This is a genomic window from Parvimonas parva (assembly GCF_016552165.1).
GTDB classification, from domain to species: Bacteria; Bacillota; Clostridia; order Tissierellales; family Peptoniphilaceae; genus Parvimonas; species Parvimonas parva.
Genome location: NZ_JACVDA010000005.1, coordinates 21,646 through 48,621, shown reverse-complemented (window position 1 = coordinate 48,621; position 26,976 = coordinate 21,646). Strand labels below are relative to the sequence as shown.

At 36.0% G+C, this 26,976-nt stretch carries 36 protein-coding genes and 1 pseudogene; 36 read left to right on the top strand and 1 reads right to left on the bottom strand.

The genetic code is table 11. From position 1 onward, the window contains the following. The first annotated feature begins 55 nt into the window (after positions 1-55). The 36 genes and pseudogenes from IBJ83_RS02420 (at position 56) to IBJ83_RS02255 (ending at position 26,491) form a co-directional block, all read left to right on the top strand. Entirely contained in the window at positions 56-652 is a 597-nt protein-coding gene (locus tag IBJ83_RS02420; protein ID WP_201275175.1) for a type IV toxin-antitoxin system AbiEi family antitoxin domain-containing protein, read from the top strand. Further along, positions 645-1,478, top strand: a complete 834-nt coding sequence (locus IBJ83_RS02415) for a nucleotidyl transferase AbiEii/AbiGii toxin family protein (protein WP_201275174.1) — start codon at positions 645-647, stop codon at positions 1,476-1,478. The genes IBJ83_RS02420 and IBJ83_RS02415 overlap by 8 nt, the downstream gene beginning before the upstream one ends. Positions 1,479-1,596: 118 nt before the next feature. Then, positions 1,597-2,925: a phage portal protein gene (locus tag IBJ83_RS02410; protein WP_201275173.1), complete on the top strand. Its 1,329-nt coding sequence runs from the start codon at positions 1,597-1,599 to the stop codon at positions 2,923-2,925. Beyond that, a complete protein-coding gene (locus IBJ83_RS02405) occupies positions 2,843-3,583 on the top strand; it encodes a head maturation protease, ClpP-related (protein WP_231698842.1) in 741 nt (246 codons plus the stop codon). The genes IBJ83_RS02410 and IBJ83_RS02405 overlap by 83 nt, the downstream gene beginning before the upstream one ends. 109 nt (positions 3,584-3,692) lie before the next feature. Then, a complete protein-coding gene (locus tag IBJ83_RS02400; RefSeq protein ID WP_201275172.1) occupies positions 3,693-4,874 on the top strand; it encodes a phage major capsid protein in 1,182 nt (393 codons plus the stop codon). Positions 4,875-4,897: 23 nt separating this feature from the next. Beyond that, positions 4,898-5,176 carry a head-tail connector protein gene (locus IBJ83_RS02395; RefSeq protein ID WP_201275171.1) on the top strand — a complete coding sequence of 93 codons (279 nt, stop codon included), beginning with the start codon at positions 4,898-4,900 and terminating at the stop codon, positions 5,174-5,176. Continuing rightward, positions 5,176-5,508 carry a phage head closure protein gene (locus IBJ83_RS02390; RefSeq protein ID WP_201275170.1) on the top strand — a complete coding sequence of 111 codons (333 nt, stop codon included), beginning with the start codon at positions 5,176-5,178 and terminating at the stop codon, positions 5,506-5,508. Before IBJ83_RS02395 ends, IBJ83_RS02390 begins: the two co-directional genes overlap by 1 nt. Beyond that, positions 5,505-5,885 carry an HK97-gp10 family putative phage morphogenesis protein gene (locus IBJ83_RS02385; RefSeq protein WP_201275169.1) on the top strand — a complete coding sequence of 127 codons (381 nt, stop codon included), beginning with the start codon at positions 5,505-5,507 and terminating at the stop codon, positions 5,883-5,885. The genes IBJ83_RS02390 and IBJ83_RS02385 overlap by 4 nt, the downstream gene beginning before the upstream one ends. Beyond that, positions 5,878-6,210, top strand: a complete 333-nt coding sequence (locus IBJ83_RS02380) for a hypothetical protein (RefSeq protein WP_201275168.1) — start codon at positions 5,878-5,880, stop codon at positions 6,208-6,210. The genes IBJ83_RS02385 and IBJ83_RS02380 overlap by 8 nt, the downstream gene beginning before the upstream one ends. Next, positions 6,200-6,781, top strand: a complete 582-nt coding sequence (locus tag IBJ83_RS02375) for a major tail protein (RefSeq protein ID WP_201275167.1) — start codon at positions 6,200-6,202, stop codon at positions 6,779-6,781. Before IBJ83_RS02380 ends, IBJ83_RS02375 begins: the two co-directional genes overlap by 11 nt. Before the next feature lie 11 nt (positions 6,782-6,792). Continuing rightward, entirely contained in the window at positions 6,793-7,158 is a 366-nt protein-coding gene (locus IBJ83_RS02370) for a hypothetical protein (RefSeq protein ID WP_150412414.1), read from the top strand. Then, positions 7,155-7,319, top strand: a complete 165-nt coding sequence (locus IBJ83_RS02365; RefSeq protein WP_176269816.1) for a hypothetical protein — start codon at positions 7,155-7,157, stop codon at positions 7,317-7,319. Before IBJ83_RS02370 ends, IBJ83_RS02365 begins: the two co-directional genes overlap by 4 nt. 67 nt (positions 7,320-7,386) lie before the next feature. After that, positions 7,387-7,854: a hypothetical protein gene (locus IBJ83_RS02360; RefSeq protein WP_201275166.1), complete on the top strand. Its 468-nt coding sequence runs from the start codon at positions 7,387-7,389 to the stop codon at positions 7,852-7,854. A gap of 116 nt (positions 7,855-7,970) precedes the next feature. After that, positions 7,971-10,796 carry a phage tail tape measure protein gene (locus IBJ83_RS02355; protein WP_201275165.1) on the top strand — a complete coding sequence of 942 codons (2,826 nt, stop codon included), beginning with the start codon at positions 7,971-7,973 and terminating at the stop codon, positions 10,794-10,796. A 2-nt stretch (positions 10,797-10,798) separates the two neighbouring features. Next, on the top strand, positions 10,799-11,470 hold the full coding sequence (locus IBJ83_RS02350; RefSeq protein ID WP_201275164.1) for a phage tail family protein: 672 nt from the start codon (positions 10,799-10,801) through the stop codon (positions 11,468-11,470). A 15-nt stretch (positions 11,471-11,485) separates the two neighbouring features. Then, positions 11,486-14,302, top strand: coding sequence for a phage tail spike protein (locus tag IBJ83_RS02345; RefSeq protein WP_231698843.1), 2,817 nt, complete (start codon positions 11,486-11,488; stop codon positions 14,300-14,302). Positions 14,303-14,313: 11 nt separating this feature from the next. Beyond that, positions 14,314-14,496 (top strand): hypothetical protein, encoded by a 183-nt coding sequence (locus IBJ83_RS02340; RefSeq protein ID WP_063633067.1) that lies wholly within the window; start codon positions 14,314-14,316, stop codon positions 14,494-14,496. Continuing rightward, a complete protein-coding gene (locus IBJ83_RS02335; RefSeq protein WP_063633068.1) occupies positions 14,477-14,758 on the top strand; it encodes a hypothetical protein in 282 nt (93 codons plus the stop codon). Before IBJ83_RS02340 ends, IBJ83_RS02335 begins: the two co-directional genes overlap by 20 nt. A 12-nt stretch (positions 14,759-14,770) precedes the next feature. After that, entirely contained in the window at positions 14,771-15,067 is a 297-nt protein-coding gene (locus IBJ83_RS02330) for a hypothetical protein (RefSeq protein WP_063633069.1), read from the top strand. Beyond that, complete coding sequence (locus tag IBJ83_RS02325) at positions 15,067-15,279, top strand: hypothetical protein (RefSeq protein WP_063633070.1); 213 nt, start codon at positions 15,067-15,069, stop codon at positions 15,277-15,279. Before IBJ83_RS02330 ends, IBJ83_RS02325 begins: the two co-directional genes overlap by 1 nt. 13 nt (positions 15,280-15,292) lie before the next feature. Further along, the gene (locus IBJ83_RS02320) at positions 15,293-15,886 is read left to right on the top strand and encodes a hypothetical protein (RefSeq protein ID WP_063633071.1); all 594 of its coding nucleotides are present in this window, start codon (positions 15,293-15,295) and stop codon (positions 15,884-15,886) included. 9 nt (positions 15,887-15,895) lie between these two features. Continuing rightward, positions 15,896-16,414: a hypothetical protein gene (locus IBJ83_RS02315; RefSeq protein ID WP_063633072.1), complete on the top strand. Its 519-nt coding sequence runs from the start codon at positions 15,896-15,898 to the stop codon at positions 16,412-16,414. 1 nt (position 16,415) lies between these two features. Next, complete coding sequence (locus IBJ83_RS02310; protein ID WP_063633073.1) at positions 16,416-16,826, top strand: phage holin family protein; 411 nt, start codon at positions 16,416-16,418, stop codon at positions 16,824-16,826. Beyond that, positions 16,819-17,646 (top strand): annotated as a pseudogene (locus tag IBJ83_RS02305) (N-acetylmuramoyl-L-alanine amidase); the annotation flags it as partial. The gene IBJ83_RS02310 and the pseudogene IBJ83_RS02305, both read left to right, overlap by 8 nt. Continuing rightward, entirely contained in the window at positions 17,641-17,805 is a 165-nt protein-coding gene (locus IBJ83_RS08605) for a hypothetical protein (RefSeq protein WP_408635027.1), read from the top strand. The pseudogene IBJ83_RS02305 and the gene IBJ83_RS08605, both read left to right, overlap by 6 nt. A gap of 173 nt (positions 17,806-17,978) precedes the next feature. After that, positions 17,979-18,389, top strand: a complete 411-nt coding sequence (locus tag IBJ83_RS02300; RefSeq protein ID WP_063633075.1) for a helix-turn-helix domain-containing protein — start codon at positions 17,979-17,981, stop codon at positions 18,387-18,389. Next, entirely contained in the window at positions 18,376-18,588 is a 213-nt protein-coding gene (locus tag IBJ83_RS02295; RefSeq protein ID WP_063633076.1) for an SHOCT domain-containing protein, read from the top strand. The genes IBJ83_RS02300 and IBJ83_RS02295 overlap by 14 nt, the downstream gene beginning before the upstream one ends. A gap of 115 nt (positions 18,589-18,703) precedes the next feature. Further along, positions 18,704-20,215: a recombinase family protein gene (locus tag IBJ83_RS02290; RefSeq protein ID WP_231698841.1), complete on the top strand. Its 1,512-nt coding sequence runs from the start codon at positions 18,704-18,706 to the stop codon at positions 20,213-20,215. Further along, positions 20,212-20,622, top strand: coding sequence for a recombinase family protein (locus IBJ83_RS02285; RefSeq protein WP_063633078.1), 411 nt, complete (start codon positions 20,212-20,214; stop codon positions 20,620-20,622). Before IBJ83_RS02290 ends, IBJ83_RS02285 begins: the two co-directional genes overlap by 4 nt. A gap of 2 nt (positions 20,623-20,624) precedes the next feature. Next, entirely contained in the window at positions 20,625-22,208 is a 1,584-nt protein-coding gene (locus IBJ83_RS02280) for a recombinase family protein (RefSeq protein WP_063633079.1), read from the top strand. Between the two features lie 386 nt (positions 22,209-22,594). After that, positions 22,595-22,918, top strand: a complete 324-nt coding sequence (locus IBJ83_RS08550) for an MptD family putative ECF transporter S component (RefSeq protein WP_456299553.1) — start codon at positions 22,595-22,597, stop codon at positions 22,916-22,918. Beyond that, positions 22,879-22,971, top strand: a complete 93-nt coding sequence (locus IBJ83_RS02275; RefSeq protein WP_456299552.1) for a hypothetical protein — start codon at positions 22,879-22,881, stop codon at positions 22,969-22,971. Before IBJ83_RS08550 ends, IBJ83_RS02275 begins: the two co-directional genes overlap by 40 nt. Next, positions 22,968-23,900, top strand: coding sequence for a conjugal transfer protein (locus IBJ83_RS02270; RefSeq protein ID WP_201275162.1), 933 nt, complete (start codon positions 22,968-22,970; stop codon positions 23,898-23,900). The genes IBJ83_RS02275 and IBJ83_RS02270 overlap by 4 nt, the downstream gene beginning before the upstream one ends. Before the next feature lie 283 nt (positions 23,901-24,183). Further along, entirely contained in the window at positions 24,184-24,270 is an 87-nt protein-coding gene (locus IBJ83_RS02265) for a tetracycline resistance determinant leader peptide (protein WP_011058339.1), read from the top strand. A gap of 15 nt (positions 24,271-24,285) precedes the next feature. Then, positions 24,286-26,205, top strand: a complete 1,920-nt coding sequence (gene tet(M) / locus IBJ83_RS02260) for a tetracycline resistance ribosomal protection protein Tet(M) (protein WP_002843300.1) — start codon at positions 24,286-24,288, stop codon at positions 26,203-26,205. Positions 26,206-26,323: 118 nt separating this feature from the next. After that, on the top strand, positions 26,324-26,491 hold the full coding sequence (locus IBJ83_RS02255; RefSeq protein WP_032459511.1) for a cysteine-rich KTR domain-containing protein: 168 nt from the start codon (positions 26,324-26,326) through the stop codon (positions 26,489-26,491). 59 nt (positions 26,492-26,550) lie between these two features. On the opposite strand, the gene IBJ83_RS02250 is transcribed toward IBJ83_RS02255, so the two are convergent. Continuing rightward, positions 26,551-26,904, bottom strand: coding sequence for a helix-turn-helix transcriptional regulator (locus tag IBJ83_RS02250; RefSeq protein WP_001227347.1), 354 nt, complete (start codon positions 26,902-26,904; stop codon positions 26,551-26,553). Between the last annotated feature and the right edge of the window lie 72 nt (positions 26,905-26,976).

Genomic DNA, 26,976 nt, shown 5'->3' with positions numbered 1-26,976 from the left:
ACTTGCTTTTGTGCGTTATTTAGTTTATAATAAAGCACAAAAGGAAGTGAAAATAGTGAATCAAAATAAAATAAGAGAAATCATAAAACAAAATAATGGAGTTATAACGGCAAAGGAAGTATCAGACAATAAAATTGATTCTTGGTATCTTACAAATTTGGTGCAAAAGGGAGAACTTGAAAGAGTGGCAAGAGGTGTCTACTTTGATCCAAATTTTGATAATTATGATGAACTTTACTTTTTTCAACTCCAAAACAAGGCTTGCATTTATTCCTATCAAACAGCACTGTATTTGCATAGACTGACAGATAGATTGCCTTTTACTAATGAGGTAACCGTAAAGCAAGGTTATAATGCATGGCGTATTAAGGACTCTGTGATTGTTCATCAAGTAAAGAAAGAATGGTATGAACGTGGGAAGGTTGAAATTAAAACGGATATGGGAAATTCTGTATATGCTTATGATATGGAAAGGACCATTTGTGATTTGGTAAGAGATAGAAAAAATCAAGATACAGAGATATTTTCTAAGGCTTGGAATCTATATATCAAGAAAGATTCTAAGAATATATGGAAACTGAGAGAGTATGCTAAGGAATTTGGAATAGCACAGCAAATTGAAGAGATACTAGAGGTAATTGTATATGAATAAGGATAGCGTAACACAGAAACTAAGAAATAAAGCAAAGGAGCTCGGTTTAAATTATAATTTGGCATTAAGTAAATTTTTCTTTGATGAATTTTTGAAGCTACTTTCTAATAGTGCACATAGAGAAAATTTTACGCTTAAGGGTGGTATGCTATTAACTTATTCTTTAGGTGTACAAAATAGAGCCACTCAAGACATTGACTTTTTAGTTAAGGGATTTCCATTAGAGTCTGCAGAGATGAGAAAAGTTTTATTAGAAATCATTGAATATAACAAACAATCAGATATATGGTTTGAATTAAACGGAAATGCTGAAGAAATTAGAGCAGAGGATGAATATGGCGGACTGAAATTTCATATCATTGGGCACTTAGCAAATATTAGAATACCGTTTAGTATTGATATTGCCACAGGCGATCCAATTTATCCTTTCCCAAGGGTAGAAAAATATAGCACAATTTTAGGGGATCATATTGAGTTAAAGATGTATCCACTAGAATCCGTACTATCGGAAAAATTACAAACAGTACTGGCAAGAGCGGAAAATAATAGTAGAAGTAAAGATTTTTATGATATCTATGCCATTTTGAAAAATAAATCAGAAGTTATTAATATAAAAGAACTTAAAGTAGCTGTTTCTATGACATTTAGATATAGGAAGACAGATATTTCAAAGGATGAAGCAAAAGTCATTATTGCTCACATTAATGAGGATTCTTTGATTAAAGAACGATGGATAAGATATCAAAAGAAAAATCCATATGCGAAAGGAATTGAGTTTAGTGAAATAACTGAAAGTCTAAATGCTTTAGTCGAAATGTCTATGTAAATAATAAAAATAAAAATCCCTTAAATTAATAGTTATTTTAAGGGATAAATATGAAATTAAGGGAAAGCATCTACTAAGCAAGTAGGTGCTTTTTCTATGCAAAAATTAGGAGGAACAAATGGGAATACTAAGTGGATTATTTAAATCTAGAGATAAGCCGACCAACAGAACCAATGGTAGTTCATATAGCTTTCTAATGGGGGGTTCATCATCCGGAAGAAGAGTAAATGAACGCTCTGCTATGCAGATGACAGCAGTATATAGCTGCGTTCGTATTTTATCCGAAGCAGTCGCAAGCCTTCCACTTCATGTCTATTTACGGACAGATACAGGAACTGAAAAAGCAATAGACCATCCGCTATATAAAGTTCTTCATGATGAACCAAATCCTGAAATGACAAGTTTTGTCTTTAGGGAAACCATGATGACGCATTTACTTCTTTGGGGTAATGCCTATGCACAAATAATCAGAAACGGGAAAGGTGAAGTATTAGGTCTTTATCCACTTATGCCCGACAGAATGAAGGTAGATAGAGATGATAAAGGTCAAATTTATTATGAATATATGGTAAGTGATTCTGATGCAAGCCTTGGGAAACAGGGAACTGTGAAACTTACAGCATCAGATATCCTTCATATTCCAGGACTTGGTTTTGATGGACTTGTTGGCTATTCACCAATTGCGATGGCTAAAAATGCCATAGGTATGGCAATAGCAACGGAAGAATATGGAGCTAAGTTCTTTGCTAATGGAGCAACTCCGAGTGGAATCCTAGAGTATCCGGGAACGGTTAAAGATCCTGAAGCTATGAGGGAAAGCTGGTCAAAAGGGTTCTCTGGTAGCAACAGTCATAAGATAGCGATTTTGGAAGAAGGAATGAAGTATACACCTATTTCGATTTCTCCAAATGAAGCACAGTTTTTAGAAACAAGAAAATTTCAAATCAATGAGATAGCTCGAATCTTTAGAGTCCCACCACATATGGTAGGTGACCTTGAGAAATCGAGCTTTTCTAATATTGAGGAGCAGTCTCTAGAGTTTGTAAAGTATACCCTTAATCCTTGGGTAGCAAGATGGGAACAAGCAATTGTCAGAAGGCTTTTTACTAAGGAGGAAAAGAAAAAGTACTATGTCAAATTCAATGTGGATGGACTTCTTCGTGGCGATTACCAATCAAGAATGAATGGCTATTCTATCGGCAGACAAAACGGATGGATGTCTGCCAATGATATTAGAGAATTAGAAAACCTAGACCGTATTCCAAGTGAAGATGGAGGTGACCTATATCTCATAAATGGAAATATGCTCCCACTAAATCGTGCAGGAGCATTTGCAGGTAAAGATGGAAAGGAGGAAGAACCTAATGAAGAAGTTTTGGAATTGGAAGAATCAAGTAATGAGAAACCAAAACGAAGAGGAAGTGACAGAACGCATCCTATTCCTTAATGGAACGATAGCTGAAGAATCGTGGTTTGATGATGATGTGACACCACAGCTTTTCAAAGAGGAGTTAAATCAGGGGAATGGAAACATTACCGTTTGGATTAACTCTCCGGGAGGAGACTGCGTGGCAGCGGCCCAAATCTACAATATGCTAATCGACTATAAGGGAGATGTCACAGTAAAAGTTGATGGTATCGCAGCAAGTGCAGCATCAGTGATTGCAATGGCAGGTACAAAGGTTTTGATGAGTCCAGTATCTATGCTCATGATCCATAATCCTATGACCATAGCTTTTGGAAATAAGGGGGAGATGGAAAAAGCAATCTCAATGCTAGATGAAGTAAAGGAGTCTATCATCAATGCATATGAAATTAAGACTGGAATGTCTAGAGCAAAATTATCTCATCTAATGGACTCGGAAACTTGGATGGATGCACATAAAGCAGTGGAGCTTGGCTTTGCAGATGACATCTTAAAAAGAAGTGACACTATTGATATGGAAGTTCCACAGGTGAGCATGATGTATTCAAAAGCACAGGTGGTTAATTCCTTGATGGAAAGAATAGCTACTAAATGCAAGATAGAAAACAAAGAAAGAAATACAGGTATTAAGGCGGACGAATTAATGGACCGTCTTTTTTTAATGAAAAATTGGAGGTAGAACACTATGTACCCTTCCGATGAAATATCACGAAATCAAAGATTTCTATATTTCTATCGTTGGGCACGAGAACATTTTTCATTGATTAATAAAATTAGGAGGAAGAAAAATGAGTAAGATTTTAGAAATGATTGAAAAACGTAATAAGGCTTGGGAGGGTGCGAAAGCATTCCTTGATAGCAAGAGAGATAAGGACGGCCTTATTTCTGAAGAAGATGCTAAAGCCTATGATGAAATGGAAAATAAAGTCCATAACTATAGCTTAGAAATTGAGCGTCTACAGAAAATTGAGGAGATGGATAAAGAACTATCTAAGCCTCTGTCTGATGCTATCGTAAGTAGACCAATGAAGGTTGAAGATAAACCAGAGAAGAAGGGTAGAGCAAGAGATGAATACAAGGAATCTATGCTCACTGCACTTAGAACAAACTTCAAGAAAGTAAGTGATATTTTGCAGGAAGGTGTGGATGCTGATGGAGGTTTTCTTGTTCCAGTTGAATACGATAAGAGACTGATTGAAACCCTTGAAGAAGAAAATATCATGCGTTCTCTTGGAACAACTATCACAACAAGTGGTCAGCATAAAATCAATATTGCTATGTCAGATCCTGCAGCAGCTTGGATTGAAGAAGGTGGAGCACTTAACTTTGGTGATTCTAAGTTTGCACAGGTGCTTCTTGATGCACATAAACTTCATGTTGCAGTAAAGGTAACAGAGGAACTGTTATATGATAATGCCTTTAAGTTAGAGGATCATATTTTAGGTGCCTTTGGTAAGGCTCTTGCAAATGCAGAAGAAGATGCCTTCCTTAATGGTGATGGAAATGGAAAACCGACCGGTATCTTTAACAAGAAAGATGGAGGTACTTTCCTAAAAGAAATTACAGCTATTAAGACCGATGATTTAATCGACCTTGTTCATTCCTTGAAACGTCCATACCGTAAAAAGGCAGCTTTCATTATGAACGATAAGACAATCGCACAGGTGAGAAAGCTTAAAGATAATAACGGTGCATATATTTGGCAACCTACTTACCAGGAGGGAGAACCAAATAGAGTTCTAGGGTATCCAGTATATACTTCAGCTTTTGCACCAGAAAATGCTATCGCCTTTGGTGATTATAGTTATTACAATATCGGAGATAGAGGAACTCGTTCTTTTAAGGAACTTACTGAATTATTTGCTGGTAACGGCATGATTGGTTTTGTGGCAAAAGAAAGAGTAGACGGCAAACTTGTATTAAAAGAGGCCGTTCAGATTCTTCCGGTAAAACTTACTGCTAGTGCATAAAGAATGAAAGGGGGGTGCTAATTATGGTTGTAAGTCTTGATGAAATGAAAAACTATCTGAGGGTGGATACAAGTGAAGATGATAATCTGATTAGCACCCTTATAAAGTCTTCTGAAAAGATGTGTCTTGCTATAGTAAGAAAAGATGAAGAAGAAATCATTGGTGAAAATTTTGAAGAATATAAGGTGGCAGTTCTATATGGGGCTGCCTATCTTTATGAACATAGAGAAGAGGCCGACCACCATGAGTTAACAATTACACTTAGATCTATGCTATTTGGAGCAAGAAAGGCGGGATTTTAATGAAAGTTTCACTATTAAATGAACGCATTACTATAGAAAAAAGCAAAATTGAAGTGGACAAAATAGGAAACCATAAAAATGTGTGGAGTAAATACTATTCTTGCTATGCAACTATCAGCAGTGAAAGTCCGCAGGAGGAAACAAGTAGCGGTGCTATATGGGATGAAAGCAAGATTGATTTTACCATTCGCTACAGTAGAGAGGTAGCTGATATTTCATCAATAGGTTTTAGAGTAATCTTTCATAATTCTATTTATGAAATAAAGGGGATTGACCATATGAATTACAAGAAGAAAAGTATGAAACTGCACTGCAGGAGAGTGGAAAGATGAGTAATGTAAAAATAGATGGTCTCTCATCTGAAGTGATGAAGGAACTTGAAAAATATGCTGATGTTACAACTGAAAAAGTAAAAAAGGCAGTTCAAAATGCAGGAAAGACCGTGCGTGATGAAATAAGTAGCAACTCTCCAAGTGATACAGGTAAGTATTCTAAAAGCTGGACGGTAAAAACTGTGAGAGAAACATCAAACAGTCTGGAACTTGTCGTTCATTCTAAAAATAGATATCAGCTTACTCATCTTCTTGAGTTTGGTCATGCAAAGCGTGGTGGAGGTAGGGTATCCGCTAGACCTCACATTGCAAACGCTGAGGAAAAAGCTATAAAGGTATTTGAAGAAGAGATAAAGGAGGCGATTTCAAATGGATAAGCTACTAGAAATTATAGAAAAAATTGGATTTCCGAGTGCTTATCATCATTTTGCAGAAGGTGAATCACCTAACCCACCTTTTCTTATTTACATCTTGCCAGTAAGCGATAACTTTTCAGCGGATGGAAGGGTGTATTTTAAAGCAAATGAAGTTCATATTGAAGTTTATACAGATTACAAAAATCTAGATATAGAAAAGAAGGTAGAAGTCGTACTAGATGAGTACGGCATTTTCTATAACAAATCAGAAGTCTTTATAGAGTCTGAAAAACTCTATGAAGTCCTATATATTTTTGAAATGGAGGTAAAGACAAATGGGAAATAAGGTAAAGTATAACCTTAAAAATGTTCATGCTGCAAAGCTGAAAAAAGATACAAGTGGTGCATTTACTTACGAAAATCCAAAGGCAATTCCTGGAGCTGTCAGTATCAGTCTTGATGCTGAAGGGGAGTCTAGCCCTTTTTATGCAGATGGTATTGTGTATTTTAGATCGACTGCTAATAACGGATATAGCGGGGATTTAGAGATTGCACTTATCCCAGAGTGGTTTAGAACAGAAATTCTAAAAGAAGAACTTGATAGAAATGGTGTACTTGTAGAAAAGGCAAATGTATCTGAAACAGAAAAGTTTGCACTGTTATTCGAATTTGATGGTGATATAAATGCAATTAGACACGTTCTATATAACTGCTCAGCATCAAGACCATCTATTGAATCAGAAACTAAAGAAGATACGATTGAACCTGGAACAGAAACACTATCACTTACAGCGGATCCAAGAGAGGACGGTCTTGTAAAATCAAGAACTGGAGATACTACATCAGCAGATACTTATGCTAATTGGTATAAGAATGTGTATGTTCCACAGGATAAAACCGAAGTAAAACCTAAGTAGGAGGTGTAAGGATGCTAGAAAAAACAGTAAGAGTGGGAGAGATGGATATCAAGTTTCGTTCATCTGCTACCATTCCAAGGCTATATAGAATTAAATTTAAGAGAGATATCTTCAAAGACCTGTCAAAGCTTGAAAAAACTTTCAAGGCAAGTGATGGTTCTTTTGAAATTGATGACCTTGAGATATTTGAAAATGTAGCATATATTATGGCCTATCATGCAGATAGAAGTATCCCCGGAAATATTGATGATTGGCTTGACCAGTTTGAGATGTTTTCTATTTATGAGATTCTTCCGGAGATTCTTGAACTTTGGGGAGCAAACCTTGAAACGGAAGTTCAGTCTAAAAAAAACTTCCAAAAAGTAGCAGGGAGATGACAACAGCCCTATTTCTACTAAGATGCGTAGAAATAGGGATAAGCATTTCTGAACTTGATTTACTTACAATTGGAATGGTACTAGACATTTGGACTGAAAAATCAAATGACAGCGTGAAATACAGCAAAGTAGCAGGTCAAGCTGAGTTTGATAAGTTCTAATTTATCGTAAAATATGCTATAATAATCAATGAGATAAATGTGAATTTGGGGGAGGTGAGTCAATATAATGCCGCAAATGAATAAAGGAGGTAAGTTTATTTTTGGAAAGTCAACTATTCGTTTAGATGGTACTATTCAATTTCCGACGCAGGCAATAGAAGAATATAAAATCACCAATGATGATAAGATTTATTTGTTTACTGGAAGTAAAAGAACTGGTGGATTCTGTGTTACTACAAAAAAATTACTTTATCCCTCAAAATTAGGACATATATTGCAAGAAACACCATCACTTTTAGAATATACAACTAATTCAGGTGAGTTTGTGAAGTATAAAGGTAGATGGTACTGCTGGGTAAACATATCACCTGATGGCAAAATAAAATTAACGGAAGAAATGATGAAATTTTTGGACTTACAAATAGGTATGGAATTACTTTCTATTCGAAGTAGTGATATTGCATTTACTATGGGAGCAAAAGGTCCTTTGTTGGAAAAATCTCTAAATTATAAAGGCGAGATTCCAATATTTTGAGCAAAAAAAGAAATTTAAATTAGAGATTTGTCTAACTGAATATTAAACTGTTTTTACGACACTTACTTAATGGTAGGTGTCTTTTTTATGTCCATTTTTAGGAAGGAGGTGGTCAAGTGGCTAATAGAATAAAGGGAATTACCGTTGAGATTGGTGGAGATACTACCGGTCTTGACAAAGCCTTAAAGGGTGTAAACTCAACCATTAAAAATACGCAGTCACAGCTTCGTGATGTAAATAGACTTCTTAAACTTGATCCCTCCAATGCAAAACTGCTTGCTCAAAAACAACAGTTACTACAAAAAGAAATCTCTGAAACAAGTGACAAGCTAAATGCCTTAAAAGAGGCAGATAAGCAGGCAAAAATGCAGCTTGAAAATGGGGAACTTGGACAAGATAAGTATGATGCCCTGCAAAGAGAAATTATTGAAACAGAAAACAACCTAAAGGCTCTTGAGGAAGAGGCTAAAAAAGTGCCATCAGCACTATCTGTTTCCATGAAAGAGGCAGGAGATAAAATTAAAGAAGTTGGAGATAAGACCACTGAAGTTGGTAAAGGTCTATCAACTCATGTAACAGCACCTATCGTAGCAATAGGTGCTGCATCTTTATCTGCCTTTAATGAAGTGGATAAAGGAATGGATATCATTGTTCAGAAAACAGGTGCATCTGGTAAAGCACTTGAAGAAATGCAAACAAGCATGAAGAACCTTGCGACTTCAATTCCTACAGACTTTGAAACAGCAGGTGCTGCAATTGGTGAGGTGAATACTAGATTTGGTCTTACTGGTAAAAAGCTAGAAGAACTTTCTGGTAAATTTATAAAATTTGCTCAGCTTAATAATACAGATGTTTCCACTGCTATTGATAATACGCAGAAAGTCATATCTGCATTTGGACTAAAGGCAGAAGATGCAGGAGCCTTACTTGATACCATGAATGCTGTCGGACAAAGAACCGGTATCAGTATGGATACTCTTGCAAAGAGTATGGTGACAAACTCTGCAGCACTTCAGCAACTAGGATTTTCTGCAAGTGATGCAGCAAACTTCCTCGGAAATGTTGAAATGTCTGGTGCAGATACTTCACAGGTTATGACAGGACTTACAAAGGCACTTGCTAATGCTACAGCAAATGGAAAGCCTATGAAAGAGGCACTAAAAGAAATCCAAGACAGCATGGTGAATGCTAGTAGTGAAACAGAAGGATTGCAGGCTGCCTATGAACTCTTTGGTAAAAGAGCAGGTGGTGCAATTTATCAAGCTTGTAAAAATGGCTCCTTATCATTTGAAGAATTAGGGACATCATTAAAGGACAATATTGGAAATGTCGATTCAACCTTTAATGAAACCTTAGATCCAATCGATAAGTTTCAAACCTCTCTTAATAGCTTAAAGATAGTAGGAGCTTATGTTGGTAATTCACTGATGTCAGTTCTTGCACCGATGCTTACCAAGTTCTCAGAGATGATGAAATCCTTAAATGAAAGGTGGAATAGTCTATCTCCTGGTATGCAAGATGCCATTGTGAAAATTGCCCTTATTGCAGCAACTGTAGGACCTGTTTTAGTTGTCATAGGAAAAGTCATCACAGCAGTGGGAACAATTACATCTGCACTAGGAAGTTTAATTGGCCTTATTACGGGAACGACAGTAGCAACTACAGCTGCGGGAGTTGCAGGAGGTGCAAGTGCAACAGGAACAGCAGCTGCAGGGACTGCCGCTGGTGGAGCGGCGGTTGGCTTTGGAGCACTTAATGTTTCACTTCTTCCAATTATAGGAATTATTGCAGCAATCATAGTAGCAGTAGTGGCCATCATTGCCATTATAAAAAACTGGGGTGCTATTACAGAGTGGTTCAAAAGCTTATGGGAAACAGTATCTACTGCAATCATGAGTATTTGGCAGAATATATCAAACTTTTTTAAAGGAATATGGGAAGGTCTAGTTAGTATCTTCACTACAGTTTGGGAAACTATCAAAAATGTACTTACTGTAGCACTGATGTTTATTGTAGAGCTTATTAAAGGCTACTTTGAACTTATCACCTTACCATTTAGGTTTATTTGGGAAAACTGTAAAGAAACTGTTATGGCTGTGTGGGAGTCAATAAAGACTGTTGTAATGACGGTCTTAAATGTAATTAGTGCCTTTATTTCTACCGTTATGAATGCCATAAAAACCTTCATTACAACAGTATGGAATGCAATTAGTACTACGATTTCCACAGTACTTAATGCTATCAAAACTGTGATTACTACAATCTTTAATGCAGTAAAAACGGTTGTAACAAGTGTATGGAACGGAATCAAAAGTATAATTGGATCTGTGGTGGACGGGATAAAGTCAAAAATATCATCGGTATTTAATGCGGTATCAAGCACAGTTACTTCTGTATTTAATGGAATTAAAAATACAGCAGTTTCTATTTGGAATGGTATAAAGAGTGCCATTGTTACACCGATTGAGGAGGCAAAGAATAAGGTTAAAAATGTGGTTGATGCGATTAAAGGTTTCTTTGCTGGTATCAGCTTAAAATTACCACATATCAAACTGCCTCATTTTAGCATCAGTGGACATTTCTCTTTAGCACCACCATCCGTACCACATCTATCTATTGATTGGTATAAAAAGGCGATGAATAAGCCAATGCTCTTAAATGGAGCAACTATTTTTGGTAGTAAAGGTGGACATCTCCTTGGAGGTGGAGAGGCTGGACCGGAAGTTATTATGGGACTTGATACTCTTCAGAATATGACAGCTGGAGCAAACGGAGATTTACTTAGTGTCATGAATAGAATAGTAGCCATCATGGATGCCTATTTTCCTAAGTTTTCTGAAACAAGTATTGTACTTGACTCTGGAGAACTTGTAGGAGGAATTGCACCACAGATGGATATGGCACTAGGGAAATTACAAAATAGAAAGGCAAGGGGGTGGTAAGTATGTACGGAATGAAAATAGGAGAGTTTCATAGCTATAAAGACTTTGGACTTGTTCCAACAAGTAAGCCGGTTATTAACTTACCATCACCAAAGCTAGAGTATCTTGATATACCGGGAAGACATGGTGAAATTGATATAACGGAAAGCCTTACAGGAGAAGTAATCTATGAAATGAGAACAGGGTCATTTGAATTTATTGTTTCAGACATAGAAAAGTGGCAGGAGGTTTATAGAAAACTTCTAAGCACAGTTCATGGTAAAAAGACAAAGCTAGTGCTTGATACAGAAAAAGACTATGTCTATCAAGGTAGGCTTTGGGTGAGTGAATTTAAGTCAGATAAAAATTATTCTCTGATTACTTTGGATTATAAGTTAGATCCGTATAAATATCATATTTCTGATTCGCACAATGGTGAGCTTATTCATAAGCTTGATGGCATTCCTATTACAAGCAATAAGACCATAACGCTTACCTTTGATTCAGATATGACCATAGTGCCTGAGTTTCATAACAAAACAGAAAATATTCTAAGCTTAAATTTTGAAGGAAAGAAGTTTACTTTATCTAAAGGCATGAGCAGGTTTCCAGAAGTTCGAGGAAGAAAGAGCTTAGTGCTTACCTTTACAGGTAGTAGCACATTAGATATTTCATATAAGAGGGGGTGGCTATAAGTGTACAAAATTGTGATGGATGGAAATACCATCTATTATCCAGGTGATGAGAAGGCAGTTCTGATTAGTTCTACACTGAATTTGGAACTAAATACCGCTGGAACACTTAGCTTTATGTGTCCTCCTGAAAATCCATACTATGAAAAAATCTATAACAGAAAATCCATTGTCAGTGTATACCGAGATGAAAGAGAAATCTTTATAGGAGAAGTAAGAGAACAAACAAAAGACTTACGAGGAAATAAGAAAGTCCAGTGCGTAGGTCTTTTATCATATCTAGCTGATAGCATCCAGCCACAAATGGAATATCATAACCAAACTCCATACCAGCTACTATCAAAGTTTTTAGAGATTCATAACGAAAAAGTGGATGAAAGAAAAAGAATAAAGCTTGGAAGAGTGACTGTTACTGATCCAAATGACTCTTTATATCGCTACACCAATTATGAAACCACACTCGAAGCTATTATGACAAAGATGGTAGAAAAGCTTGGTGGCTATTTGAACCTAAGAAGAGAAGGCACTCACTTAATCCTTGATTATTTAAGACTTGAAGAAATGGGAAAAGACACAGATCAGAGCATAGAGTTTGGACTTAATCTTCTTGATTATACGGAGGACTTATCTGCAGAAGATGTGGCAACAGCCATCATTCCACTTGGTAAGGAAATAGAAGGTGATGCTAATGCTGTCCTAAAACAATATACAGATATTACTTCAGTAAATAATGGTAAGAACTATCTTGTTTCTAAAGAGGCACTCACTGAATTTGGTTGGGTTTGTAAGGTGGTACGCTGGGATGATGTTACCATTCCTGCAAATCTTTTAAGAAAAGGAGCAGAGTGGCTTAAGGATAATCAGTTTGAAATGGTAGAGCTAAACCTTTCAGCTGTTGACTTATCTGAGTTTGGAATCTCTACAGAAACCATTGAATGCGGGGATAGGGTAAGATGCAGAGCCTATCCATTTGGAATGGATAGAATCTTTCCCGTTATGAAACAGACCATACCACTGCAAAAGCCTGGAGAAATTAAGGTGGTGCTCGGAAGTAGAAGTAATCAAAGTAAAGGATATATCCAAAGTTCTCAAGATGCAGTAAGGCAGATAAAAGAAGAAGGTATAGTCACAAGAAAAATAGATAATGAAAGAGTCCAAAGTGCCATTGATAACCTTAAGGCTCAAATGAATACAGGTACTGGTGGATACAAGCTGACAGAATATGATTCCTCTGGTAGATGGCTCAGAGACTTATATATGGACACGATAGACAAAGACACAGCCACAAAAGTTCTTCAGATAAATATGAACGGTATTGGTGCAAGTCATAATGGATATAAGGGTCCATATGCTGTAGGCATGACACTTGATGGGATGATTTATGGTGAAAGAATAATGAGTCACTCCATTGATGCTGAAAAGCTATCAGTTTCCTATACCTCGCAAGTGGAAAGGCAGATCCTTGATTCAAAGACGGAGGCTATATCTGATACAGATAAGAAATTAAAAAACTATTATACCATCAATGAAGTGAATACAAAGTTTTCTGCTACGGATAAAAAGATTGAGGCAAGTGTTGAAACAGTGAATCAAAAGCTAGAGCAGAAAAATGGCAATTATTACGGCACCTATGTTCCTAATTATTCAAGAGCACCAACCAATAGCTGGAATAGTGATAGATTAAGGCTTACCCATGTTGGTGATTTTTTCTATGATACAACAACAGGCTATGCTTACAGATATATTATGAAAAGACAAGGACTAGAGCTTAAATTTAATGCAAGTTCTAGGACAGAAAGTGAACGATATGACTGGGTTGAAATCTTCTATGAACTTGATGGTAAGACATATGCACTTCCAAGATGTGGTGGAACAAGTATAGCGGGTCAAACGGTATTTATTCCATCAGATAAGTTTTGGCTTTACTGGAGGTGTGACGGCTCCGGTCATGATTATTATGGTTTTAAGATTGATTCTATAAAGAAAGCTGATTCTAATCAAGAAGTTATAGGAAGTGAATCTCCTTTGCCAACAGATGCAGGTGATACGGTTTTACTTTCAGGTTCGTCTTATCCAGAGTCAGAACACTCGCCATACAAAGATGGAACTAGAAAACTATGGAATTACTCATCAACTGAGAGCATTAGTTCTTCTCTATCTTTTGACTGGATAAGAGTTGTAGATAAGGATATAAGTGCAGCTAAGGAAAAGGCTGAAACAGCAATATCAAAAATATCTGTTGTGGAAGGCTCTATCTCATCAATGGTAAAAAAAGGTGAGTTTGGTACTTTTATGAGACAAAACTATAACAGTTTTTTACTTGGTTTTAATGGTGCTAGTAGATATGTACAGATTACTGCAGGAGAGATTGGACTATATAACGGTTCAATTGATAGCAGTAATAAAAGAGCAGTCTTTGATGAAAACGGCAATCACTTTTATCGTGATGGAAAGTACATCGGAAAGATTGGTACAAATGTCTGGAGTGGTAACAGCTCCCATAAAGGCTTAGTTTTTGACCTTGATAGCGAAGGAAAATATATGGCATTTTCTCAAGAAGAATCTGCTAATGCTGGAAGTTACACTACAATGCTTTGCTTTTCCAGATCTAACAGTATTTATAGCCAGTATGGAGTTCATCTTGGCTGTAACCTTTATGCACATGGATTTAAGATTGTAGATCCACAGTGGGAAACAGGATTTGGAGTGAATGCCACAATTAACTTTGTACAGATACTTGATATGAATTCAGATGGTACTGTATCTAGATGGGGTTCAAATGGATGTATGGTTTTTAAAGATGGTGTATTAATGGATTTAAATTATTATGGTTAGGAGGATGTAAAATGGCAGAACTAATTATTAACACCAATGAAGTGGTCATAAATGAGGGGACACTTAAAAGAGATGTAGTAAAAAAGCAAGAAGCTAAGGATGATAAAAACACCTTACTTCTTGAAGAAATCAATCACAAATTGGACTTATTACTTAAAGACAAGGAGGAATCTCATGGAGAAGCCAACCATTAATTATGCCCTTGCCTACCAGAAGTTTCGAGGGGAGTTAAGTTCTAGTATCGCAAACTTACAACAAAAAATACCCATTCCAACCTATATGGTAGAAGGGATACTTTCTGGAATACTTGCTGATGTAAGATCTGCAGTAATCACAGAAAACTCTCTTGAAGTGGAGGCTTTTAGAGAAGGCATTGATAAATATTATGAAGATAGAGAAAAGGAACTAAATGATGAAATCTTAAAGCTAAAGGCAAAAGATGAAGAAAAAGCATAGGAGGATAATCCAATGCATAGAGGAACAACACCAACAAACATATTTAGGACAGATGTGGATTTGACAAATGCATCTGTCCTTTTTATTACCTATAAACAAAATGGCAAGGTCGTATTAGAAAAAACTATAGACGATGTAAGCATTCATGGAGAAATGGTTGAAGTTAGGCTATCCCAAAGAGAAACACTGCTTTTTTCTGAAGGGATTGTGACTATTCAAATACGAGCAAAATTTCAAGATGGCAGCGTTATTGCATCAAGTTTAATACGAACCAGTGCTAGGGAAATTCTAAAGGAGGGTGAAATCTAATGGCAGAGTTTATGACAAGGTTTAAAAGAGATGCACCGATGGATGCATCATTTGAAACAATTATTAGAGTATCAGACACACCCGTTTCTGATTATAACAGCTTAATCAATCAGCCAAAGATAAATGAAGTGAAGCTGATTGGCAATAGAACCCTAGAAGAACTAGGGTTAAACACAATATCAAATATTGAACTGGAAGAATTACTTAAATAACAGGAGGAAGTAAATGAAAACAAAATTTTTAGACAACAATGGACTTTTATATGTTTGGAAGAAGCTAAAGGATACCTTTGTAAAGAAGGTAGAACTTGATGAGGTGAAAAATTCTATTCCAAAGAATGTGACAGAGCTTTTGGATGCTGAAAACTATGCACTTAAATCAAGTGTTCCAACGAAGGTAGAGAGCCTTGCGGATGCAGGTGATTATGCTAAGAAATCTGAAATCCCTCATAGCATTGAAGGGATGGAAGGTATAGATGCCTATGCAAAAGTAACGGCTATTCCTAAGAAGGTAGCAGAACTTGAAGATGCTATGGACTTTGTAAAGAAAGCAGAGCTTACTGAAGAAGTGAAAGGTCTTATTGGAAATATAAAATCTATCGAATTTTCTGTAGTAGAGAAACTTCCAACAAGTGGAGAACAGGCAATTATCTATCTTGTTTCTAATAATAAGGGAGATAACGATGCTTATGATGAATTCATCTGGGTGAATGAGAAGTTTGAAAAGATTGGCACTACATCAGTAGACCTTAGTGGTTATTTGAAGGCTACAGATATTACTGGAATTACAAATGAAGAGATTGATGCTCTTTTTGCGTAGGTGATTCTTATGGCTAAGAAGTTTTTAACTAAAGATGGTTTAGACAGGTTCTTTGCCAAGCTAAAAGGAAGATTCGCACCAATCGAAAGCCCTGCCTTTAAGGGACAGCCGACAGTAGAAACACTGGAATTTGAAAGATTCTCTAGTGGAAAAGAAGTAATAAACCGTGAATATGCATCAAATATGTTTAAAGCTGTTATGGATTATATTGAATCAGAAAAGCAGGCTTTTCGTGTAAGACTAATGGTGAAACCGGAAGAGTGGAAAATGGAAAAAGGGATTTATTATTGTCCAAAGCTACAATCAAAAGTAGAAGATGCTAATTTTGAGCAGGTTTCTATTTTTATTAGAATTGATACCTTGGAACTTTCACCAGAAAAGCTCCTTGATGTGCATCAAAATTATCCAGTAGCAATTGATAAAGAGGGAGTGATCTATACGGCTGGAGAGAAACCAACCTATGAACTTCCGATAATTGTAGACATAATTTTATCAACAGATATAACACAGTGGTTAGGAGGAAACTAATATGAAAGAATTATGGAATATGTGCCAACTTGCCTTTACGGCAGTTGGAGGATGGCTTGGATATTTTTTAGGCGGGTGTGATGGACTTATCATCGCACTCGTTTTATTTGTAGTCATTGATTACATCACAGGGGTGATGTGTGCTGTGGTAGATAGGAAGTTATCCAGTGCAGTAGGATTTAAAGGCATCTTTAGAAAGGTGCTTATTTTTATGCTTGTTGGTATTGCCAACATCATTGATGTACAGGTGATTAAGTCTGGAAGTGTACTAAGAACCGCAGTGGTTTTCTTTTACCTTTCAAATGAGGGTCTATCACTTATTGAAAACTCCGTTCATCTAGGACTACCTGTTCCTGAAAAGCTAAAGGCAGTATTAAAGCAGTTAAACGATAAGGAGGAAAATCATGAGTAACAGTTCATTAGTTAGTATAGTAAATTACAGTCCAAACCATAGTGGACGAAGAAATCAGCCCATTACAAAAATTGCTATTCACCATACAGCAGGTGCAATTAGTGCAGCAACTATCGGTCAGATTTTTAAGCCGACCTCAAGACAGGCATCGTGTAATTATGGAATCGGAAATGATAACAAAATCGTTTTATGTGTAGATGAGAGTAACCGCTCTTGGTGTACATCAAGTTCATGGTGCGATAATAGAGCTATCACTATTGAAGTAGCCAATTCAAGTAACGGAGGCAATTGGCCTGTAAGCGATAGAGTGCTTGCTACCTTGATTGATTTAGTTACAGATATCTGCAGAAGAAATGGCATCAAAAACTGTACTTATACAGGTGGAAAAGCTGGTGTTCTTCAAAAACATGAGTGGTATGCCAATACCAACTGTCCGGGGCCTTATCTTGGTAGCAAGTTCCCATATATTGCAAGTGAGGTAAATAAAAGGCTTGCTGGTGGTAGTTCAAATGCACCAAGCACAGGAGTTTCTAGCCTTTATAGAGTAAGAAAATCTTGGAGTGATGCAAAGAGCCAAAAAGGTGCATTTAAAAATCTAGAGAATGCTAAAAAGTGCGTCAATGCAAATCCAGGTTATTCTGTCTATGATGCAAATGGTAGATCTGTATATCCGGTAGCAAGTACTCCAACAAAGAACATCGATACACTTGCAAGAGAGGTAATTGCAGGAAACTGGGGTAATGGACAGGACAGGGTGAACCGTTTGACATCTGCAGGATATAACTACAATGCTGTTCAAAACAGGGTAAATGAAATCCTATCTGGAAGTGCAAGTAAACCAACTGGAAAATCCATTGATACCTTAGCACGTGAAGTTATCCGAGGTGACTGGGGTAATGGTCAAGATAGAAAGAATAGACTTGAAAGAGCTGGATATGACTATGACGCAGTACAAAAACGAGTAAATGAAATTTTATAAGTAGTGAAATGAGCCTGGAGGCTATTCCTTAATTGGAATAATCTTCAGGCTTTTTTTATTTGGGTTTACTATCCTCTCTTTTCTTTTGCCTGTGATTTATAGGGAGAAGATTTTACATTAAGTCGGACAAATCGTTTTGAAACTCCCTTAGCCAGTGAGAAGGGAGTAGACCGATGAAATTAGAAGAAAAAGAAAAGATAAAGATTTTAAGAGAAAAGGGACTTGGATATACAGCGATAGCAAAAGAGATAAATATTTCTGTAAATACCATCAAAAGTTACTGTAAGCGTCATGGCCTTGGTGGAACTAAAACTTGTGATGAGGATACATCTCTCTGTGAGTATTGCGACAAACCTGTCATACAAAAACCGGGGAGAAAAAAGAAAAGATTTTGTTCAGATAAATGCAGAAATAACTGGTGGAATAAAAATAGAGAGTTAGTAAGTAAGAAAGCCAACTATGAATGTACCTGCGTTAGCTGCGGTAAGATTTTTATCTCTTATGGAAATAAGAATCGTAAGTATTGTAGCCATAGCTGCTATATCTATGACAGGTTTGGAGGTGAGTGCCATGAAGATAACTAGCAATAATCAAATTAGATCTGATACACCATCAAGGGAATTTACAGAAGAAAAAATGCAAAAGGACTTTGAATATGAAGTGGCACAAATGCTGACAAAGAGACTAGTAGATAATGGATTAATTTCAGAAGATGAAGCGGTGCAGGTTAGCGAGCTTAATAAGCTCAATTTTGAGCCTTTTTATAAGGAAATACTGGATTAATAACTTGATAAATAGTGTCTTTAGAGTGATATATAGTACTGACCAAAAAGGAGGTGAGACGATGGCAAAGATAACAAAAATAGAGAAAAGACAGCAAAATAACAGAGTTAAGAAAATGCGAGTAGCAGCCTATGCTAGAGTTTCAACAGAAAGTGCAGAACAACTCCTTAGTCTTGAAGTGCAAAAAGAACACTATGAAAATTGCATAAAGGCAAATCCTTACTGGGAATACGCAGGGCTATATTTTGATGAAGGTATCAGTGGAACAAAAATAGAAAAAAGGGAGAGCCTGCTGAAATTACTTGATGATTGTGAAAAAGGAAAAATTGATAGGGTTATTACAAAATCTATCAGTAGATTTGCAAGAAATACAGTGGACTGCCTTGAAATGGTAAGAAAACTTACAGGACTTGGAGTAGCCATCTATTTTGAAAAGGAAAACATAGATACTGAGCATATGAACTCAGAACTTATGCTTTCAATTCTAAGTTCTATTGCAGAAAGCGAATCAAGATCCATTTCGGAAAATAGCAAATGGTCGTTAAAAAGAAGGTTTGAAAATGGGACTTATGTTATTTCCTATCCACCCTACGGCTATGAAAATGTTGATGGAAAGATGGTTGTTGTTCCAAGTGAAGCTGAGATTGTGAAGGAAATTTTTAGAATGGCAATATCAGGATTGGGATCATATCTAATAGCGAATGAACTAAACAAAAGAGGCATAGCTACAAAGAAAAACAGCAAATGGCACTCTTCAACAGTTCAAGCTATTTTAAAGAATGAAAAATATACAGGAGATGTTATCTTTCAAAAAACCTATACAGACGAGAATTTTAACAGACATCAAAATCGTGGGGAAAAGGTCAGATATATGATGAAAAATCACCACGAACCTATTATTAGCCATGAGGATTTTGAACTGGTAAAAACTGTAGTAGGTCAGAGAAAAAAAGAAAAAAATATAGATGGTTCAGATAACAAATATCAAAAAAGATACGCTCTTTCCGGAAAGGTATATTGCGGAGAATGTGGTTCAAAAGTAAAAAGGTGCATGAGATATGCACAAAGTGGAAACTATGCTGCTTGGACCTGCGTTAGGCATATTGAAGATAAAAAAAGCTGCAACATGAAGTATATAAGAGAAGAACATATCAAAGTAGCATATGTTCAAATGATGAATAAGCTTATAGCAGGCAAAAATATTATGCTGAAGCCTTTTGTAGACACTTTGCGAGGTGGAAATAACAAGGATCGGCTAAGGCATATTTTAGAACTTGATGAAAAAATAGAAAAGCTGAATGAACAAGCTCAGGTACTAACAAAGCTATTAAGTAGTGGTTATATAGAGCTAGATGTATTTTACGCAGAAAACAATAATATTTCCTTGGAGCTTGCTGAACTTGAAAAGGAAAAAGCAAGTCTTTCATCAATCGTTAGTGGAGATCTAAATCATCTAAATGAAGCTCAAAAACTACTAAGATTTATAAACAAAAGTGATTGTATCAAAGATTTTATTGATGATGCTTTTTCACAATTTGTTGAGAAGATTACGATAGAAGATAGACTTAAATTCACCTTTCATCTGAAGTGCGGCTTAAATTTAACAGAGGAGGTGATAGTAAAGTGACACACATACCATATGGATACCGAGTAGAGAATGCAAAAGGTGTTATCTATATACCAGAGGCTGAGAAGGTGATTGCTCTATATAAAAAATATCTTGAATGTAACTCAATGAGGGCATCAGCAAAAGCTGTAGGAATAGATAAAACACATAGTTCCATTGGAAAGATATTAAGAAATACGGTATATCTTGGAACAGAATTTTATCCAGAATTGATAGATGAAGATCTATTTAATAAGGTTCAAGAAGCTAGAAAAAATAATACGATTCAAAGGAACAGAATCAAAGAAATTAGTCCTTCAGAAGCGTTTGTGCCTGTTACGGAATTTAAGTGTTGCAGAGCAGAGCTGAAATTTGATGATCCATATAAGCAGGCAGAATATGTATATAGTTTGATTAGGGAGGGATAGAGTTGAATGAGAATGTAATGCTTATTCCCGCTAGGAAAAGACCGGGAAATTCGATAAGTAATCAAAAAGAAAAACCTAAGTTAAAGGTAGTAGCTTATTGTAGAGTTAGTACTGATAGCGAGGAGCAATCTGGAAGTTATGAAATGCAGGTGAAGCACTATACGGACTATATTTCTAGAAATAGTGATTGGGAATTTGCAGGAATTTATGCGGATGATGGTATATCGGGCACAAATACCAAAAAGCGTGAAGGCTTTAATGACATGATTAACGATTGTATGGCAGGTAAGGTGGATATGGTCATTACAAAATCTATCAGCCGATTTGCAAGAAATACCATTGACTGCCTGAAGTATGTAAGGCAGCTAAAAGACAGTAACATACCTATCATATTTGAGAAAGAAAATATAAATACTATGGAAGCAAGCGGTGAACTTCTTCTTACCATTATGGCATCACTTGCTCAGCAAGAATCAGCTTCATTATCTCAGAATGTTAAGATGGGTCTACAGTTTAGGTATCAAGAGGGAAAAGTACAGATTAATACAAACTGGTTTTTAGGATATACCAAAGATGCAGATGGCAATCTGATTATCGATGGGGAAGAGGCTAAGGTTGTAAAAAGAATCTATCGTGAGTATCTAGCTGGATCAAGTCTAAGAGAAATTGCGACAGGACTCCAGAGGGATAAAATAAAAAATGGAGCAGGACATCTTAAGTGGCATGTTTCTAACATAAAAGGAATTCTGGAGAATGAAAAGTACATTGGTGACGCACTACTGCAAAAGACAATTACAACAGATTTTATCAATAAAGTTCGTATAAAAAATGATGGAACAGAGCCACAATATTATGTAAAAGATAACCATGAAGCCATTATTCCAAGAGATATATTCATACAGGTGCAGGAAGAAATGCTAAGGCGCGCTAATATGTTTAGTGGAGAAGGGAAAAAGAAAAAGCGAGTCTATTCAAGTAAATATGCGCTTTCTAGTCTTTGTATTTGCTCGAAATGTGGAGATATTTACAGGCGAGTTGCTTGGAATAATCGTGGAGAGCATTTGGTGGTATGGAGATGCTGTACAAGGGTTGAGCATGGGCCAAAAAGCTGTGATGCACCAACTGTACGAGAGGAAGAACTGCAAAAAGCAGTTGTAAAAGCCATGAATGAGGTTTTGAAAACCTCTGATGATACTGAAAAAATTCTAATAAAGAATATTGAGAAAGTAGTTGCTGGCAGTAACGATGAAGAAATAGAAGCCATCAATAGAGTAATTGAGGTAAAACAAAAGGAACTCCTTGCACAGGTAAGAGCTAAGAAAGACTATACTGACATTGCTAATGAAGTTGATACCCTAAAGGGTGAAAAACATAAGATGCTTGTTCAAAAGGCTCTTGATGAAGATGTCAAAAGACGCATCAAGGATATGAAAGAGTTTCTTAGAAGTCAAAGCAAGAATATTAAAGAATATGATGAAGAACTTGTTAGAAAATACATCAAGCAAATAAAAATATATGATGATAAATTTGAAATAACCTTTAAATCTGGAATAGAAATAAATATTGAGAGAATAAGGATTAATTAAATCCTTTGAATGTACTTCGGGTCTTAGGGTTCTCCCTAACAAGCTAAAAATTGATAAAAAAAGAAGCAGATCCCCAAGGGCTGCTTCGTCAATTTTCCGTAAGTGTCCGTACACTTACTGTGCTTGCTCATATACTAATAGTATAAGAACAGCTTTAAGCAAGTTTTAATTTTTTTTATATTATACCGCAGATATTTGTAAAAGTCATTGTCATGGATCAATTTTGTTATTATATAAAATTTATAAACTACAATTTTGTTATTATATAAAATTTCTAAACTAAACAGAATAATAATGTCTAAATGGCATATACAAACAAAACGCTTCAAGTTATTATAATTGTGTTAGCTTAATCTAACTAAAAAAATAGAAAGGACTAAACTTTTATGAGTAAACAAGAATTAGGAAACAAATTAAATGGTAGAGATTTTATCAATATCGGAATCTATGCGGCAATCTATTTTGTTATTGTTATGGCGCTGGCTATGACAGGACTCATTCCGATTTTTCTTATACTACTTTCATCTATGATTGGGATCATTGGGGGTATTCCGTTTATGCTTTTCCTTACGAAAGTGAAAAAGCCCGGTATGATTCTTATCATGAGTCTTATTATGGGAATTATGATGTTTATATTACTCATGTTGGGATATACCTTGGCAATAACCGTATGTTTCATGCAGGCGACCCAATCGGTTATGCCGACTTAACAAGCCCCTACTGGCAACAGCATTTAGTGGGAGCAGGACGAATCAAACAATGAGAAAGGAAGATTTAATGATGAAATTTAGAAAAAATCAGAATAAAGAAAAACAGATACCAAAGGAAAAGAAACCTCGTGTCTATAAGGTCAATCCTCATAAAAAGGTTGTGATTGCCTTGTGGGTACTTTTAGGGCTTAGTTTCAGCTTTGCGATATTCAAGCACTTTACAGCTATAGATACTCATACTATTCACGAAACAACTATCATAGAAAAGGAATACGTTGATACTCATCATGTAGAAAATTTTGTAGAGAACTTTGCGAAAGTTTACTACTCATGGGAATTAAACGACAAATCTATTGATAATCGAATGGAAAACCTCAAAGCCTATCTGACAGAGGAACTTCAAGCTCTCAATATCGATACGGTTCGTAAAGATATTCCTGTATCGTCTTCTGTAAGAGGGGTTCAGATATGGACGGTAAAAGCGGATGGCGAAAACCAGTTTGATGTGACTTATAGTGTAGACCAGTTGATTACAGAGGGGGGAAATATAAAGACCGTCCATTCTGCTTATGAATTGACAGTCTATGTTGACAGTGATGGAAATATGGTTCTTATTAAAAATCCGACGATTACCAGCGTTCCAGAAAAATCAGATTATACACCAAAGATAAAAGAAAGTGATGGCATGGTTGATTCCACCACAACCAATGAAATCAATGAGTTTCTAACAACGTTCTTTAAATTCTACCCGACCGCAACCGTAAAAGAACTTTCTTACTACGTGAATGATGGGATTTTGAAGCCGATCAGAAAAGATTATGTCTTTCAAGAATTGGTAAATCCTATTTATAATCGCAAGGATAATCAAGTCACGGTATCACTGGCAGTAAAGTATCTCGACCAGCAGACCAAAGCAACGCAAGTATCTCAATTTGATTTGGTGCTAGAAAAGGTAGGAAATAACTGGAAGATTATAAAATAACTTTTAGTACATGGTTATAGCTATTTGTAACTGCTATTTTGTAACCACGTTCTCCTTTGACAAAAAATCGGATATATCTTTACAAATGTACTCTTATGTGCTAATATTAATGTAAGTATATAAAAGGAGTTAATAAATATGCGGCAAGGTATTCTTAAATAAACTGTCAATTTGATAGTGGGAACAAATAATTGGATGTCCTTTTTTAGGAGGGCTTAGTTTTTTGTACCCAGTTTAAGAATACCTTTATCATGTGATTCTAAAGTATCCAGAGAATATCTGTATGCTTTGTATACCTATGGTTATGCATAAAAATCCCAGTGATAAAAGTATTTATCACTGGGATTTTTATGCCCTTTTGGGTTTTTGAATGGAGGAAAATCACATGAAAATTATTAATATTGGAGTTTTAGCTCATGTTGATGCAGGAAAAACTACCTTAACAGAAAGCTTATTATATAACAGTGGAGCGATTACAGAATTAGGAAGCGTGGACAAAGGTACAACGAGGACGGATAATACGCTTTTAGAACGTCAGAGAGGAATTACAATTCAGACAGGAATAACCTCTTTTCAGTGGGAAAATACGAAGGTGAACATCATAGACACGCCAGGACATATGGATTTCTTAGCAGAAGTATATCGTTCATTATCAGTTTTAGATGGGGCAATTCTACTGATTTCTGCAAAAGATGGCGTACAAGCACAAACTCGTATATTATTTCATGCACTTAGGAAAATGGGGATTCCCACAATCTTTTTTATCAATAAGATTGACCAAAATGGAATTGATTTATCAACGGTTTATCAGGATATTAAAGAGAAACTTTCTGCCGAAATTGTAATCAAACAGAAGGTAGAACTGTATCCTAATATGTGTGTGACGAACTTTACCGAATCTGAACAATGGGATACGGTAATAGAGGGAAACGATGACCTTTTAGAGAAATATATGTCCGGTAAATCATTAGAAGCATTGGAACTCGAACAAGAGGAAAGCATAAGATTTCAGAATTGTTCCCTGTTCCCTGTTTATCACGGAAGTGCAAAAAACAATATAGGGATTGATAACCTTATAGAAGTGATTACGAATAAATTTTATTCATCAACACATCGAGGTCAGTCTGAACTTTGCGGAAAAGTTTTCAAAATTGAGTATTCGGAAAAAAGACAGCGTCTTGCATATATACGTCTTTATAGTGGCGTACTGCATTTGCGAGATTCGGTTAGAATATCGGAAAAGGAAAAAATAAAAATTACAGAAATGTATACTTCAATAAATGGTGAATTATGTAAAATCGATAAGGCTTATTCTGGAGAAATTGTTATTTTGCAAAATGAGTTTTTGAAGTTAAATAGTGTTCTTGGAGATACAAAACTATTGCCACAGAGAAAAAAGATTGAAAATCCGCACCCTCTACTACAAACAACTGTTGAACCGAGTAAACCTGAACAGAGAGAAATGTTGCTTGATGCCCTTTTGGAAATCTCAGATAGTGATCCGCTTCTACGATATTACGTGGATTCTACGACACATGAAATTATACTTTCTTTCTTAGGGAAAGTACAAATGGAAGTGATTAGTGCACTGTTGCAAGAAAAGTATCATGTGGAGATAGAACTAAAAGAGCCTACAGTCATTTATATGGAGAGACCGTTAAAAAATGCAGAATATACCATTCACATCGAAGTGCCGCCAAATCCTTTCTGGGCTTCCATTGGTTTATCTGTATCACCGCTTCCGTTGGGAAGTGGAATGCAGTATGAGAGCTCGGTTTCTCTTGGATACTTAAATCAATCATTTCAAAATGCAGTTATGGAAGGGATACGCTATGGTTGCGAACAAGGATTATATGGTTGGAATGTGACGGACTGTAAAATCTGTTTTAAGTATGGCTTATACTATAGCCCTGTTAGTACCCCAGCAGATTTTCGGATGCTTGCTCCTATTGTATTGGAACAAGTCTTAAAAAAAGCTGGAACAGAATTGTTAGAGCCATATCTTAGTTTTAAAATTTATGCGCCACAGGAATATCTTTCACGAGCATACAACGATGCTCCTAAATATTGTGCGAACATCGTAGACACTCAATTGAAAAATAATGAGGTCATTCTTAGTGGAGAAATCCCTGCTCGGTGTATTCAAGAATATCGTAGTGATTTAACTTTCTTTACAAATGGACGTAGTGTTTGTTTAACAGAGTTAAAAGGGTACCATGTTACTACCGGTGAACCTGTTTGCCAGCCCCGTCGTCCAAATAGTCGGATAGATAAAGTACGATATATGTTCAATAAAATAACTTAGTGTATTTTATGTTGTTATATAAATATGGTTTCTTGTTAAATAAGATGAAATATTTTTTAATAAAGATTTGAATTAAAGTGTAAAGGAGGAGATAGTTATTATAAACTACAAGTGGATATTGTGTCCTGTATGTGGAAATAAAACACGATTAAAGATAAGGGAAGATACTGAATTAAAAAAATTCCTCCTCTATTGTCCGAAATGCAGACAAGAAAATTTAATTGAAATAAAGCAGTTCAAAGTAACTGTGATTACAGAGCCAGACGCAAAGACGCAGAGCCGATAAAATGAGATTAATACAATCTCATTTTATCGGCTCTTTCCGTTATGTATGGATTCTTTTAATTAGTCTTCGATGTTTCTTGCTTCGTTGATACCGCTGGCTAAAGATTCCATTAAGGATAGTTCTTTGTCTGTAAAGCTATCCATGTATTTCTCTATCTGTAATCGTCGGGTGCTTTTTACCAAGTTATTAGCAGGTAAGAAAAATTCATCAACGGAAACATGAAGTAACGATACAAGGTCATAAAGAACTTGTATGCTGGGGTGTTGCCCTTTATTTTCAATATTAGTTAAGTACCGTGGGTCAATTTCAATCAATGCTCCCACTTGTTCACGAGTTAAACCTCGTTTCAATCGAGCTTCTTTAATGGCTAAACCAAAGGCTCTAAAATCATATTTATCTTCTTTTTTACGCATAGTAGACCACCTCTATACATTTTATTGTTCCTACTGAATTAAAAACAGGTATAGAAAAACGTGTTATATGGT

What these genes read in the sequence shown, in the direction of transcription:
- IBJ83_RS02415 (WP_201275174.1), top strand. Translation starts at nt 645, where the DNA reads ATGAATAAGGATAGCGTAACACAGAAACTAAGAAATAAAGCAAAGGAG.
- IBJ83_RS02410 (WP_201275173.1), top strand. Translation starts at nt 1,597, where the DNA reads ATGGGAATACTAAGTGGATTATTTAAATCTAGAGATAAGCCGACCAAC.
- IBJ83_RS02405 (WP_231698842.1), top strand. Translation starts at nt 2,843, where the DNA reads ATGAAGAAGTTTTGGAATTGGAAGAATCAAGTAATGAGAAACCAAAAC.
- IBJ83_RS02400 (WP_201275172.1), top strand. Translation starts at nt 3,693, where the DNA reads ATGAGTAAGATTTTAGAAATGATTGAAAAACGTAATAAGGCTTGGGAG.
- IBJ83_RS02395 (WP_201275171.1), top strand. Translation starts at nt 4,898, where the DNA reads ATGGTTGTAAGTCTTGATGAAATGAAAAACTATCTGAGGGTGGATACA.
- IBJ83_RS02390 (WP_201275170.1), top strand. Translation starts at nt 5,176, where the DNA reads ATGAAAGTTTCACTATTAAATGAACGCATTACTATAGAAAAAAGCAAA.
- IBJ83_RS02385 (WP_201275169.1), top strand. Translation starts at nt 5,505, where the DNA reads ATGAGTAATGTAAAAATAGATGGTCTCTCATCTGAAGTGATGAAGGAA.
- IBJ83_RS02380 (WP_201275168.1), top strand. Translation starts at nt 5,878, where the DNA reads ATGGATAAGCTACTAGAAATTATAGAAAAAATTGGATTTCCGAGTGCT.
- IBJ83_RS02375 (WP_201275167.1), top strand. Translation starts at nt 6,200, where the DNA reads ATGGGAAATAAGGTAAAGTATAACCTTAAAAATGTTCATGCTGCAAAG.
- IBJ83_RS02370 (WP_150412414.1), top strand. Translation starts at nt 6,793, where the DNA reads ATGCTAGAAAAAACAGTAAGAGTGGGAGAGATGGATATCAAGTTTCGT.
- IBJ83_RS02365 (WP_176269816.1), top strand. Translation starts at nt 7,155, where the DNA reads ATGACAACAGCCCTATTTCTACTAAGATGCGTAGAAATAGGGATAAGC.
- IBJ83_RS02360 (WP_201275166.1), top strand. Translation starts at nt 7,387, where the DNA reads ATGCCGCAAATGAATAAAGGAGGTAAGTTTATTTTTGGAAAGTCAACT.
- IBJ83_RS02350 (WP_201275164.1), top strand. Translation starts at nt 10,799, where the DNA reads ATGTACGGAATGAAAATAGGAGAGTTTCATAGCTATAAAGACTTTGGA.
- IBJ83_RS02345 (WP_231698843.1), top strand. Translation starts at nt 11,486, where the DNA reads ATGGATGGAAATACCATCTATTATCCAGGTGATGAGAAGGCAGTTCTG.
- IBJ83_RS02340 (WP_063633067.1), top strand. Translation starts at nt 14,314, where the DNA reads ATGGCAGAACTAATTATTAACACCAATGAAGTGGTCATAAATGAGGGG.
- IBJ83_RS02335 (WP_063633068.1), top strand. Translation starts at nt 14,477, where the DNA reads ATGGAGAAGCCAACCATTAATTATGCCCTTGCCTACCAGAAGTTTCGA.
- IBJ83_RS02330 (WP_063633069.1), top strand. Translation starts at nt 14,771, where the DNA reads ATGCATAGAGGAACAACACCAACAAACATATTTAGGACAGATGTGGAT.
- IBJ83_RS02325 (WP_063633070.1), top strand. Translation starts at nt 15,067, where the DNA reads ATGGCAGAGTTTATGACAAGGTTTAAAAGAGATGCACCGATGGATGCA.
- IBJ83_RS02320 (WP_063633071.1), top strand. Translation starts at nt 15,293, where the DNA reads ATGAAAACAAAATTTTTAGACAACAATGGACTTTTATATGTTTGGAAG.
- IBJ83_RS02315 (WP_063633072.1), top strand. Translation starts at nt 15,896, where the DNA reads ATGGCTAAGAAGTTTTTAACTAAAGATGGTTTAGACAGGTTCTTTGCC.
- IBJ83_RS02310 (WP_063633073.1), top strand. Translation starts at nt 16,416, where the DNA reads ATGAAAGAATTATGGAATATGTGCCAACTTGCCTTTACGGCAGTTGGA.
- IBJ83_RS02300 (WP_063633075.1), top strand. Translation starts at nt 17,979, where the DNA reads ATGAAATTAGAAGAAAAAGAAAAGATAAAGATTTTAAGAGAAAAGGGA.
- IBJ83_RS02295 (WP_063633076.1), top strand. Translation starts at nt 18,376, where the DNA reads ATGAAGATAACTAGCAATAATCAAATTAGATCTGATACACCATCAAGG.
- IBJ83_RS02290 (WP_231698841.1), top strand. Translation starts at nt 18,704, where the DNA reads ATGCGAGTAGCAGCCTATGCTAGAGTTTCAACAGAAAGTGCAGAACAA.
- IBJ83_RS08550 (WP_456299553.1), top strand. Translation starts at nt 22,595, where the DNA reads ATGAGTAAACAAGAATTAGGAAACAAATTAAATGGTAGAGATTTTATC.
- IBJ83_RS02275 (WP_456299552.1), top strand. Translation starts at nt 22,879, where the DNA reads ATGTTTCATGCAGGCGACCCAATCGGTTATGCCGACTTAACAAGCCCC.
- IBJ83_RS02270 (WP_201275162.1), top strand. Translation starts at nt 22,968, where the DNA reads ATGAGAAAGGAAGATTTAATGATGAAATTTAGAAAAAATCAGAATAAA.
- IBJ83_RS02265 (WP_011058339.1), top strand. Translation starts at nt 24,184, where the DNA reads ATGCTTTGTATACCTATGGTTATGCATAAAAATCCCAGTGATAAAAGT.
- IBJ83_RS02250 (WP_001227347.1), bottom strand. Translation starts at nt 26,904, where the DNA reads ATGCGTAAAAAAGAAGATAAATATGATTTTAGAGCCTTTGGTTTAGCC.